Below are 12,252 nucleotides of genomic sequence, written 5' to 3'. Positions count from 1 at the left end.
TGGCCGCCAACTACCGCCACTGGCTCAACATCCAACACATCGGCGCTGCTTAACCCCTTGACAGAGATAGGAGCATCAAGTCCGACAGACCGCGTGATGTCGCACCGGCGGCTCACCTCAGCCCCGAGCGCCACCGCGACACGCGTCGAACACATGTTTGATTATTGGCTCGGGCACGGCTACATTCGGGCACATGAGCGACGACAGCAGTGACAGCAGCGCCGGCGCAGCCCGCGGCCGGGATTCCGGGCTGACCGAACGTCAGCGCACCATCCTTGAGGTCATCCGGGCGTCCGTGACCACGCGCGGATACCCCCCGAGCATCAGAGAGATCGGTGACGCGGTGGGGTTGACGTCCACCTCATCGGTCGCCCATCAGCTCCGCACCCTCGAACGCAAGGGCTACCTACGTCGCGATCCCAACCGCCCTCGGGCCGTGGATGTTCGCGGCGCCGAGGACAACGTGACGTCAATCGTGACGACCGAGGTCGCCGGGTCGGATTCACTGCCCGAGCCCACCTTCGTGCCCGTTCTGGGCCGGATCGCCGCCGGTGGCCCCATTCTCGCCGAGGAGGCGGTCGAGGACGTGTTCCCGCTGCCTCGCGAGCTCGTCGGCGAGGGCTCGCTGTTCCTCCTCAAGGTCGTCGGCGAGTCCATGGTCGACGCGGCGATCTGCGACGGCGACTGGGTGGTGGTCCGGCAGCAGAGCGTCGCGGACAACGGCGACATCGTCGCTGCGATGATCGACGGCGAAGCCACCGTGAAGACGTTCAAGCGCACCAAAGGTCAGGTCTGGCTGATGCCCCACAACCCGGCGTTCGATCCGATCCCGGGCAACGACGCCGCGGTCCTCGGCAAGGTCGTGACCGTCATCCGCAAGATCTGAGCGAATTCGGGCCGCGCGGGCCTCACTCCCCGCGCACGAAGCCGTTCGTCCGCGCGATTTCCTCACTGGCGAACCAGATTTCGACTGGCGCCTCGTGGTAATCGGCGCTGTCGGGCGCCCAATACAGACCGGACTTGGTGTCGGCCTTGATGGGGTAACCCGAAGGGATCTCGTGCGGATCGTCGAACGGCATGTGCAGGGCGGTCCCCAGCGGCATGGGCTCGTCGATGTCGATGCGGGCGTGACGCCCCGTGTCTGTCAGCGGATCCCGGACGGGCGCCGCCATAGGAGCAACGATCGGCTCCCGGTCGGCAGCGAAGTCCTCCGCGTCAAATTCCTCGGCGGCCGCTTCCAAGTCCGGGTCGTCGCCGTCGGTGGCGCCGTCGGTGGGGTCGTCGGTGAGAGCGTCTGGGTCGTCCGCGACCGCGTGGGACTCGTCGGCCTGCGAGGCCTCGGTGACGATGGGAAGTCGCGTCGGCGCGGTGTCGACGGCATCCGGATCGTCCTGTTCCGCATCGACCGGACCACTCTCGTCGGACTCGGTGCTCTGGGGCACCGGCGCACCCCAGAAGCTGAGCGGCTCCGGCCGGAATTCCTCCGTGGCGGGGGGCGGTGTCGGTGTGGCAGAAGCCAACGACCCCAGCCCCTCCCGCGCGTAGCGGTCGCCGAACAGAGCGTCCTCCCTGCCGTCGTCGGCGGGCTGATGCTCACCCCCGCCCACCATGGCGGGTTCGTAGTCGTGGCCACCGACCGGGCCCTGCAGCCCGAACGGATCGTCGTCGCCGTCCCTGCCACGGCTACGCATCACCGCGAACGCCACGAGCCCGAGGACGAGCAGAATCGGGACGAGTGCCAGCAGCCACCACCAGTTCCACTTCAGCCCGGAGTCCTCCGAGTTCTCCGACGCCTGGGTCGACGTCGGCGGCGCCTGCGGTGCATCGGCACCGGGCACGTCGAGGCCGACAAGGCGCGGGGCCAGACCGGCCGGCTCCGTCGTGAATTTCTGTGTCGCCGAATCCCAGGAGACGGAGCCGCCATTGAAGCGTTGGGTGATGACGTTGCCGTCCTGGCTCTGATCCGCCACCGGCGCGCCGAGATCGCCGGTCGCGCCGCCCAGTTTCTCCCATGCCGCATTCATCGCGCCGCGGACGATGAACGCGCCGTGATCGGGGGTCCAGAAGATGACCGGCTTGTCCTCGGCCGCGAATGCGCTCATCCGGCTCGACGGGGCCAGGCCGCCGTCCTGTTCGCCCGAGATCGGAAATCCGAGGTCGCCCTCCGGTCCTCCGACGCTCTCGTACTTGGCCAGCACCTGCCCGGTCACCACGTTGGCGCCCGTGTCGGGGCTGTAGAAGATGGTGCCGTTGACGAAGTCTTGGGCCATCCCGGCATCGCCGATCTCGTACGGCTCGCCTTCGGGGGCCCCGAGCGGTCCCAGCGCACCACCGGCGGCCCGCCGGGCGGCGTTGATCGACGCGATCGGGTCGTCCGGGATCGTCAGATCGCCGAGTTCGCCGGCAAGTTCGGGCGGCACCGTGGTGAACGTCTTGGCGCGCGAATCGTAGGACAGCTCACCGCCGGTGAACTTCTGCGTCACCACCGAGCCGCTGTAGGTCTCGTCGTCGGACGGAACTCCGAGGCGCCCCGAGGAACCGCCCAGCCGGTCCCATGCCGCGTTGATCGGACCGCGGACGATGCGGGCTCCGGTCGCCGGGGTCCAGAAGATGACCGGGTTGTCCGGCGCGCTGAACGTGGTGTTGCGGCTTTCCGGTGCACGGCCGGGGCCTTCGTCGATGGTGGGGAAACCCAGATCCCCTTCGGCAGGACCGCCCGCCGACTCGTATTTCTCCAGGATCGCGCCCTGCATGAAGTGGGCGCCGGTCTGCGGGGTGAAGAACATCTTCCCCGCGGCGAAGTTCTGCGCGAACCCCGCCCCGACCGGATACACGTCTCCCGTGCGGGGACCGAGCGGACCCGCGTCCCCACCGCTGGCGTCGAAGGCAGCGGTGATGGCGTTGTTGGCGTCGACCTCGGGCTGCGCCGCGGCGTGCGGGGCCACCAGGAGAGCCGTGGCGACTCCCAACAGCCCGATCGTGAGACGACCGACCACACGTAGGCGCAGCATCGGCTGCCGGCTCATTCTTCCTCCCCGCGGTCGGTGACAGGGTCCTCGTGGCCGTCGCAAGGGGGCTTGCAGCAGCCTGAGAAAGTTACCGCGTCCGTTCACTGTGCTTCAGTGGCCGTCGATAACCAAGTCACCTCGCCGAATTCGACGCAAGAATGTGCCTGCCGCAGACCTGCTCAGCCGCCCTGATGACGCCCTGGTGACGCCCGGTCAGACCCCGAGGCTGCGTCCGATGATCTCTTTCATGATCTCGGTGGTGCCGCCGTAGATGGTCTGCACGCGGGCGTCGAGGTAGGCCCTCGCGACGTCGTATTCCCTCATGTAGCCGTATCCGCCGTGCAGCTGCAGGCACCGGTCGATCAGGTGTACCTGCTTCTCGGTGGAGTACCACTTGGCCATCGCGGCCTGCTCGACGGTCAGCTTCTCCTCGAGGTGCAGCTTGATGAACTCGTCGACCATCATCCGCACCACGGTGGCCTCGGTCGACAGTTCGGCCAGCAGGAACCGGCTGTTCTGCTGGCTGCCGATCGGCTTGCCGAAAGCCTTGCGCTCCTTGGTGTACTGCAGTGTCACGTCCAGCACGGATTCCATCGCCGCGGCGGCCATGATCGCGATGCTGATGCGTTCCTGCGGCAGGTTCTGCATCAGATAGATGAAGCCCTGGCCCTCTTCGCCGAGCAGGTTCTCGGCGGGCACCTTCACATCCGTGAACGACAACTCCGCGGTGTCCTGAGCATCGAGACCGATCTTGTCGAGCTTGCGGCCGCGCTCGAAGCCCTCCATGCCGCGCTCGACGACGAGAAGCGAGAAGCCGAGTGCGCCCTTCTCGGGGTCGGTCTGCGCGACGACGATCACGAGGTCGGAGTGAATTCCGTTGGTGATGAACGTTTTGGCGCCGTTGAGGATGTAGTGATCGCCCTCCTTGACCGCTCGCGCCTTGATGCCCTGGAGGTCGCTGCCGGTGCCGGGCTCGGTCATCGCGATCGCGGAGATGAATTCGCCACTGCAGAACTTCGGCAGCCAGCGCTGCTTCTGCTCCTCGGTGGCGAGGCGGAGCAGATACGGGGCGACGACGTCGTTGTGCAGGCTGAACCCGAGGCCGCTGTAGCGCTTGGCGATGATCTCCTCGGTGATGATCGTGTTGTAGCGGAAGTCGTCCACACCGCCACCGCCATACTCCTCGGGCACGGCCATACCGAGGAAGCCCTGCTTGCCCGCCTCCTGCCACACGCCGCGGTCGACGAGCTTGTCCTTCTCCCACTGGTCGTGGTGCGGCGCGACGTGCCGGTCGAGGAACGTGCGGAAGGATTCGCGGAACATCTCGTGTTCCGGCTCGAACAGCGTGCGCTGGTAGGCGATGACTGGCTTGGCGTCGGCCATGGGAAACGTCCTCGTCGGTGGTACGGCAGTTACCGCCAACGTACCCCATCCAACCGGATGGTTGGTCGGGGCGTGCGGCGCTCTAGACTTGGCCGGTGCCGCCAGCTCAGACCAGCCTGACGCACTGGGGCGCCTTCTCCGCAGTCGTGGACGCGGGTGACATCGCGTCGGTCGCACCACTGGACGGGGACGCCGATCCCGCCGTGGCGTTGGGCAATCTGCCGGGTTCGGTCCGGCACATCTCCCGCGTGACGACGCCGGCCGTGCGCCGCGGCTGGCTCGAACACGGGCCGGGGCCGACCACTCGCCGCGGCGCCGACGAGTTCGTCGCCGTCTCATGGGACGAGCTCACCGAACTGCTGGCCCGCGAGCTGGGCAGGGTGGTCGACACCCACGGCAACGAGGCGATCTACGGCGGCTCGTACGGCTGGTCCAGCGCGGGACGGTTCCACCACGCCCAAAGCCAGGTACACCGATTCCTGAACTGCCTCGGCGGCTTCACCTACTCGCGGCACTCCTACAGCCTCGGAGCGACCGGGGTCATCATGCCGCGCGTGGTGGGCACGCACGACGACCTGTTCAAGCGGTCCACCCAGTGGGACGTCATCGTCGAAAACACCGATCTGATGGTGTGTTTCGGCGGACTCGCGCTGAAGAACACCGGCGTCAATCACGGCGGGACCACCGCACACCCGGCCCGGGCCGCCCTGAACCGCTTCCGCGGCAAAGGCGGCCGGATCGTGTCGTTCTCGCCACTGCGCGATGACGTCGACGGCCCATACGACTGGTTCGCCCCTGTGCCGGGTACCGACGTCGCGATCATGCTGGCTTTGGCACACGTGCTGGCCACCGAATCACTGGCCGATCGCGATTTCCTCGGCACCTATTGCACCGGATACGACCGGTTCGAGCGGTATCTGCTCGGAACCGACGACGGCACACCGAAATCCCCGCAGTGGGCGGCGGACATCTGCGGGCTCGACGCCGAGGACCTCACCTCACTCGCGCGACGGATGGCCTCGCAGCGCACGATCGTCACCGTCAGTTGGTCGCTGCAACGCACCCGCCACGGCGAGCAGGCTCCCTGGATGGGCCTGACGCTGGCGGCGATGCTGGGCCAGATCGGGCTGCCCGGAGGAGGTTTCGGTCACGGCTACGGATCGATGAACGAACCCGGCCTCGCGCCGCTGCGCTGCGGCCTGCCCCGGCTGCCGCAGGGGTTGAACCCGGTGCCGACGTTCATCCCCGTCGCCGCCGTGAGCGACATGCTGCTGCAACCGGGAGAACCCTTCGACTACAACGGACTTCGGCTCACCTACCCCGACATCCGGCTCGTCTACTGGGCCGGCGGCAACCCTTTCCACCATCACCAGAACCTTCCCCGCCTGCGGCGCGCGCTGGGCAGGCCCGACACCATCGTGGTCCACGACCCGTACTGGACGCCGATGGCCAAACACGCCGACATCGTCGTCCCGTCGACGACATTCGCCGAGCGCAACGACTACTCGGGGTCCCGCAACGACCCCGTGCTGATGGCGATGCCGCGGCTGGTCCGACCTCATGGTCAGTCACGCGACGACTACGACACGTTCTCCGCCCTGGCCGCCCGACTGGGCGTCGAGGAATCGTTCACCGAGGGGCGTTCGTCGTGGCAATGGCTGGAACATCTCTACGACAAGTGGTCGGCCACACTGCAGTTCGAGGTGCCGCCCTTCGATGAGTTCTGGAGGGCCGGCCGGCTGCGGCTGCCCACCGACGAAGGGCTGACGCTGCTCGCAGATTTCCGTGCCGACCCGTCGGCGCACCGCCTCGCGACACCGAGTGGCCTGATCGAGATCTTCTCGGCCGACATCGACGGCTTCGGGTACGACGACTGTGCAGGGCATCCGACGTGGTTCGAACCCGACGAATGGCTCGGTGGGCCGAGGGCGTCCGAATTTCCCCTGCACCTGCTGGCCAACCAGCCTGCGAGCAGGTTGCACGGCCAGCTCGACGGCGGTGCGGCGAGCCAGGCGTCGAAAGTGGCTGGGCGTGAACCGATCCGGATGAATCCGGCCGACGCGCAAGACCGCGGCGTGACCGCCGGCGACGTGGTACGGGTGTTCAACGACCGGGGCGCATGCCTGGCCGGCGTCGTCCTCGACGACGGGGTCCGCCCTCGGGTGGTGCAGCTGTCGACCGGAGCATGGTTCGACCCCGCGGATGCTGACGATCTGGATTCGATGTGCGTGCACGGGAATCCCAACGTGCTCACCGACGACGTCGGAACGTCATCGCTGGCGCGCGGGTGCACCGGCGCGCACGTCCTGGTTCAGATCGAGAAGTACACGGGCGCACTGCCTCCCGTGCGCGCGCATCAGCCTCCGGTGTTCGCGCCGCGCTGAGCGCCCTGGCGGGGCCTGCGCCGGCGCGGGCCGCGCGCGTTGCCCGACGGGCCGCCACGGCGCTGCTCGTTCCGGCCCCCGCGGTGATGGTCGGGCTTCTTGGCGGGAGGTGTCGCGGCGGCCTTGGGCGCGGGAGCGCGCAGCGGTGCGATCTCGCCCACGAGGGCGTGCACTTCCGCCGAGTCGGCGTGAACGTCGCTCGGACGCACGCTGATTCCGGCCTTGCGCAACAACTGCTGGGTGTCGCGGCGCTGTTCGGGCAGCACGACGGTGACGACATCGCCGTCGCTGCCCGCACGCGCGGTGCGGCCGGACCGGTGCAGGTACGCCTTGTGTTCCATGGGCGGGTCGACGTGCACCACGAGCTCGACGCTGTCGACGTGCACGCCGCGCGCCGCGATGTCGGTGGCCACCAGCACACGTGCCTCACCGCTGGCGAACGCGGCGAGATTGCGCTCACGCGCAGGCTGAGAAAGGTTGCCGTGCAGGTCCACCGACGGCACACCCGATTCGGTGAGCTGCTTGGCCAGCTTGCGCGCCTGATGCTTGGTGCGCATGAACAGGATCCGCCTGCCGGTGCCCGATGCCAGCCGGTGCACCAGAGCCTTCTTCTCGTTGACACCGCCGACATGGAACACGTGGTGGGTCATCTGCGCGGGCGCCTCGGCGGCTTCGTCGACCGAGTGCAGCACGGGATTGCGCAGGAAGCGCTGCACCAGCTTGTCGACGCCGTTGTCGAGCGTCGCGGAGAAGAGCAGGCGCTGCCCTCCCCCGGGCGTCGCCGCGAGGATGCGGGTGACGCCTGGCAGGAAGCCGAGGTCGGCCATGTGGTCGGCCTCGTCGAGCACGGTGACCGTGACGCTGTCGAGGCTGACGAGCTTCTGCCGCATCAGGTCCTCAAGACGTCCGGGGCAGGCGACGACGATGTCGACGCCGCCGCGCAGCGCGGTGACCTGGCGGCTCTGCGAGACGCCTCCGTAGATCGTCGTGACGCGCAGACCGGCCGCTGCCGCAAGGGGTTCCAGCGTCGCGGTGATCTGGGTTGCGAGCTCGCGGGTCGGCGCCAACACCAGGCCCGTCGGCCGGGATGCTTGCCGGCGTCCGCCCGTCAGCGCGGCCACCAGGGGCAGTGAGAACGCGAGAGTCTTTCCGCTACCGGTCTTTCCACGTCCCAGGACGTCACGTCCTGCGAGCGAGTCGGGCAGGGTCGCCGCCTGGATCGGGAACGGTTCGGCAATGCCGCGTTCGGTCAGCGCCCTCACCAGAGGTGCGGGCACGCCGAGATCGGCAAAAGTTGGGGTAGTCATCATCATCCTGTCGTGTCGGCCTTGTGGGGCAGCGTGTGCCCGGCAGCCGCGACGGGGACCGTCCAACGGAGTGTGCACACTGTGGCGTGTCGCCACGCAATAGGTCGGTGGTTGTCGGCATTGCCAGGGGCTGGCAGCGCGATGGCCAACGGTGGTCATCGGCAGCCGACGTTCGAGACGACTGTACCGGACTGCGGCTGCCGCACCGCATTCGCGCAGATCAGTACGTCGCGAACTCGGCCAGGGTACCTGCCAGGGTGAGGGGCACACGGGCCTTGACGCGTGTGCCGGACTCGATGTGCTCGATCGCATCGACACGTCCCTCGGCGTGCACGCGATTGACGAGATCGCCTCTGCTGTAAGGAATTGTGACGTCGACCACAGTGTCGCGCGGCGCAATCATCTCGGCCAGCCGCGCCTGCAATCGATCCAGCCCCTCGCCCGTGCGGGCGGACACGAACACCGCGCCCGGCAGAGCCTGTCGGAGCTGGGCCAGCACGAGGCCATCAGCGGCATCAATCTTGTTGACCACCAACAGTTCCGGTGGCGCCTGCGCATCGGTCTCGGCGACGACGTCGTTGACCACCGTGCGCACCGCGTTGATCTGTGCGAGCGGATTGACGTCGGAGCCGTCCACCACGTGCAGCAGCAGCTCGGCGCCGACGACCTCTTCCAGCGTCGAACGGAAGGCCTCGACGAGCTGGGTGGGCAGGTGCCGGACGAATCCGACCGTGTCGGTGAGCACGAATTCGCGTCCGTCGCTGAGCTCGCCGCGGCGGGTGGTTGGTTCCAGCGTTGCGAACAATGCGTTCTCGACGAGCACGCCCGCGCCGGTCAGCGCGTTGAGCAGGCTGGACTTGCCGGCGTTGGTGTAGCCGACGATCGCCACCGCAGGCACGTCGTTGGCGACTCGGCGGCTGCGCTGCGTGTCGCGAACCTGCTTCATGTCGCGAATCTCGCGGCGCAGCTTCGACATTCGCTCGCGGATGCGGCGCCGGTCGGTCTCGATCTTGGTCTCGCCGGGTCCGCGGGTACCCACGCCGCCACCGGCACCGCCGGCACGGCCACCGGCCTGCCGAGACATCGACTCACCCCAACCACGCAGCCGCGGCAGCATGTACTCCATCTGCGCCAGCGACACCTGCGCTTTGCCCTCCCGGCTGGTCGCGTGCTGGGCGAAGATGTCGAGGATCAGCGCGGTGCGGTCGATGACCTTGACCTTGACCACCTTTTCCAGCGCGTTGAGCTGCGCGGGGCTGAGCTCGCCGTCGCAGATGACGGTGTCCGCGCCGGTTGCGACGACGATCTCGCGTAGCTCGAGCGCTTTTCCGGAGCCGATGTAGGTGGAGGGATCCGGTTTGTCGCGACGCTGGATCAGCCCCTCGAGCACTTCGGAGCCCGCCGTCTCGGCCAGGGCGGCCAATTCGGCCAGGCTGGCGTCGGCGTCGGAAGCGGAGCCCTCGGTCCACACACCGACCAGCACCACGCGTTCGAGGCGCAGCTGGCGGTATTCGACTTCGGAAACGTCGGCCAGCTCGGTGGACAGCCCGGCGACGCGGCGGAGCGCACTGCGGTCTTCGAGCGCCAGCTCTCCGACACTGGGCGTCTGTTGGGGAAATTCGGGGTACGTCATAGGCGAATCAAGGTTCGCACGAATGTCACTTCTCATGCACCTCGTTTAACGCCCCTGCTCCGCCCACCATTCCTCGGCGAGCTCACCGTGGGCGAGCAGAACCGAGGGGCCACGCAGATAGCTGTTGGCCTCGGTGATCGTCACGACGACCTCGCCGCCGGGGATCCGCACGGTCAAAGCACCGGTCTGTGCACCCTGGTGCGCCAGCGCCGCCACGGCCGCCGCGACGGTGCCGGTCCCGCACGAACGGGTCTCCCCCACCCCGCGCTCGTGCACGCGCATCGACACCGCGCCGTCGGCGGGCGCGGTGAGCACTTCGATATTGACGCCGTGGGGAAACTGCGCGGTATCGAAGCGCACCGGCGCCGCCACGTCGAGAGCGGCGAGGTCGGCTGCGGTCAGCGCAGCGTCGACGCAGGCCAGATGCGGGTTTCCGACGTCGACGGCGAGCCCGGTGAACTCGCGGCCGGCGACGGTCGCGGTCCCGCTGCCCAGCTGGTTGGCCTTGCCCATCTCGACGGTGACGTCCGCGGTCGTCGCATCCACGGTGTGAAGGACCACCGGCCGCGGACCCGCCAACGACCCGACGACGAACTCCGCCCGGGGCTCCAGCCCGCTGGCTCGCAGGTAGTGCGCGAAGACCCGCACTCCGTTGCCACACATTTGAGCGATCGATCCGTCGGCGTTGCGGTAGTCCATGTACCAGTCGTCCTCGGCGACCCCCTCGGGAAGCCGCTCGAACACGCCGGCCGCACGGGCGGCTCCTGCGGTCGTCACACGGAGCACCCCGTCGGCGCCCAGCCCCTGCCTGCGATCGCACAGCGCCGTGATCGCGGCGGGCGTCAGCGCCAGGCCGGCATCCAGGTCGGGCAGCAGCACGAAGTCGTTCTGCGTGCCGTGGCCTTTCGCGAACTTCACCTGGTCAGGATATCCGCCAGAGGCGCAGGACCTCGTCGACGTTCCCGGCCGCGGCTCCGTCGAGCCAGGTGATGCGGTGGTCCCGGCGGAACCACGACCGCTGCCTGCGCACGTAGCGGCGGGTGCCGATGAAGGTCGGTTCGCGCGCGGCGCTGCCGTCGCCTCCCGCATCGAGGTCGGCGAGCACCTGCGCGTAACCCAGCGCCCTGGCCGCGGTGACACCGTCACGCAGGCCACGCCCCAGCAGCGTCCGGACCTCGTCGACCAGCCCGCGGGCGAACATCGTGTCCGTGCGCCGCTGTAGTCGGTCGTCGAGAACCGCTGTGTCCCAGTCCAATCCGATAATGGCGGTGTTCCATCTCGGCGCGCCGATGCGCGGCGCCGACGCCGCGAACGGCTTCCCGGTGAGCTCGACCACCTCGAGTGCGCGGACGATGCGCCTGCCGTCGGTGGGCAGGATCGACGCGGCCGCGGCGGCGTCGACGCCCGCGAGTTCGCGGTGCAGCGCGGCGACACCCACCTCGGCGAGGCGCTCCTCCCACCTGGCCCGCACCCGGGGGTCGGTCGCCGGGAACGACCACTGGTCGAGCAGCGACTGGATGTACAGCATCGACCCGCCGACGATGACCGGGAGCGCGCCCCGGGCGGCGATCGCCTCGACGTCGCGGGCCGCGGCCTCCTGGTAGCGGGCGACCGTCGCGGTGTCGGTCACGTCGAGGACGTCGAGTTGGTGGTGCGGCACGCCACGGCGTTCCTGCACCGGGAGTTTGGCGGTACCGATGTCCATGCCGCGGTAGAGCTGCATGGCGTCGGCGTTCACGACCTCGACGGCCATCTCCCCGTGCAGAGCGGCCGCCACCTCCAACGCGAGGTCGGACTTTCCGGTGCCCGTCGGGCCGACGATGGCCAGCGGTCGCACGGCGGTCACGGCGTCCAGACGCCGACGAAGTAGCCGACGCCGTAGGGGGCGCCGCGGTACAGCTCGTGCGCCGAGCGAGGTGCCGTCCGGACCAACCCGGACAACGCCTGGTAGGCGACGCGGCCGACGGCACCGTCGGACAGCGCGGCCAGCGCGGCGGCATCGCCGGCCGAGAGGGCGTCGTCGAGCGCGGCCTGCTCGGGCACCGAATCCGGGTCGTATCCGCCGGGGGCCGGTGGGGTCAGCGTGTTGGCGCCGTCGGCGATCACGAGCACGCCGATGTCCCCACCTGCGGAGTCGATCTGGCTGCGCAGTTGCCTGCCCAACTCGACCGCGGTGTCATCGTCGTGATCGGCCCGGAAGGCGTGCACCTCGACCTCGGCATCCGGGCCGGCGACGCCGCGCAGCCAGCCGGCGATCAGCGCGCACAGCGGCAGTGCCGTCGGCCCGCCGTCGGCGCCCGCGGACAGACCCACGCGGACGTCGACGCCGTATCCACCGAACGTGCCGACAGTTCCGGGACCGTAGACGCCGTCGGCGGGCGCGACCCCGATCGCGAGCCAGCGGCCGGGCAACTTCGCGGCGGCCGACAGCGCGGCGCGCCGCATGTCCTCGGTTTCGGCGGCGGCCGCCGAGGCGAGTTCCGGGACCATCACCGGCGCCGACGGGACGATCGCAATGGCGCTCAGCACGACAACCA

At 68.9% G+C, this 12,252-nt stretch carries 9 protein-coding genes; 2 read left to right on the top strand and 7 right to left on the bottom strand.

Annotated features, from left to right (window positions below; all coding sequences use genetic code 11):
• Positions 1 to 193 precede the first annotated feature (193 nt).
• The gene (gene lexA / locus ACAG24_RS28290) at positions 194 to 886 is read left to right on the top strand and encodes a transcriptional repressor LexA (protein ID WP_370476035.1); all 693 of its coding nucleotides are present in this window, start codon (positions 194 to 196) and stop codon (positions 884 to 886) included.
• A 22-nt stretch (positions 887 to 908) separates the two neighbouring features.
• Here lexA and ACAG24_RS28285 read toward each other — a convergent pair whose 3' ends face one another.
• Both ACAG24_RS28285 and ACAG24_RS28280 read right to left on the bottom strand, forming a co-directional pair.
• A complete protein-coding gene (locus tag ACAG24_RS28285; protein WP_370476036.1) occupies positions 909 to 3,026 on the bottom strand; it encodes a sunset domain-containing protein in 2,118 nt (705 codons plus the stop codon).
• 195 nt (positions 3,027 to 3,221) lie between these two features.
• Positions 3,222 to 4,391, bottom strand: coding sequence for an acyl-CoA dehydrogenase family protein (locus tag ACAG24_RS28280; protein WP_370476037.1), 1,170 nt, complete (start codon positions 4,389 to 4,391; stop codon positions 3,222 to 3,224).
• 95 nt (positions 4,392 to 4,486) lie between these two features.
• On the opposite strand from ACAG24_RS28280, the gene ACAG24_RS28275 reads away from it, so the two are divergent.
• Positions 4,487 to 6,775 (top strand): molybdopterin-dependent oxidoreductase, encoded by a 2,289-nt coding sequence (locus ACAG24_RS28275; RefSeq protein WP_370476038.1) that lies wholly within the window; start codon positions 4,487 to 4,489, stop codon positions 6,773 to 6,775.
• Here the strand turns inward: ACAG24_RS28275 and ACAG24_RS28270 are convergent.
• From ACAG24_RS28270 to ACAG24_RS28250, 5 genes are all read right to left on the bottom strand, one after another.
• Entirely contained in the window at positions 6,748 to 8,082 is a 1,335-nt protein-coding gene (locus ACAG24_RS28270; RefSeq protein ID WP_370476039.1) for a DEAD/DEAH box helicase, read from the bottom strand. The two genes, ACAG24_RS28275 and ACAG24_RS28270, sit on opposite strands and share 28 nt — an antisense overlap.
• A 220-nt stretch (positions 8,083 to 8,302) precedes the next feature.
• Complete coding sequence (gene hflX / locus ACAG24_RS28265) at positions 8,303 to 9,715, bottom strand: GTPase HflX (protein WP_370476040.1); 1,413 nt, start codon at positions 9,713 to 9,715, stop codon at positions 8,303 to 8,305.
• A 45-nt stretch (positions 9,716 to 9,760) separates the two neighbouring features.
• Positions 9,761 to 10,633 carry a diaminopimelate epimerase gene (gene dapF / locus ACAG24_RS28260; protein WP_370476041.1) on the bottom strand — a complete coding sequence of 291 codons (873 nt, stop codon included), beginning with the start codon at positions 10,631 to 10,633 and terminating at the stop codon, positions 9,761 to 9,763.
• 4 nt (positions 10,634 to 10,637) lie between these two features.
• Entirely contained in the window at positions 10,638 to 11,552 is a 915-nt protein-coding gene (gene miaA / locus ACAG24_RS28255) for a tRNA (adenosine(37)-N6)-dimethylallyltransferase MiaA (RefSeq protein WP_370476079.1), read from the bottom strand.
• A 5-nt stretch (positions 11,553 to 11,557) separates the two neighbouring features.
• Complete coding sequence (locus ACAG24_RS28250; RefSeq protein WP_370476042.1) at positions 11,558 to 12,244, bottom strand: class III extradiol ring-cleavage dioxygenase family protein; 687 nt, start codon at positions 12,242 to 12,244, stop codon at positions 11,558 to 11,560.
• Between the last annotated feature and the right edge of the window lie 8 nt (positions 12,245 to 12,252).

The organism is Mycobacterium bulgaricum (assembly GCF_041287165.2).
Classification (GTDB): domain Bacteria; phylum Actinomycetota; class Actinomycetes; order Mycobacteriales; family Mycobacteriaceae; genus Mycobacterium; species Mycobacterium bulgaricum.
Note: the sequence above shows the minus strand (reverse complement) of the source record. Positions and strands in the feature narration are given on the sequence as shown.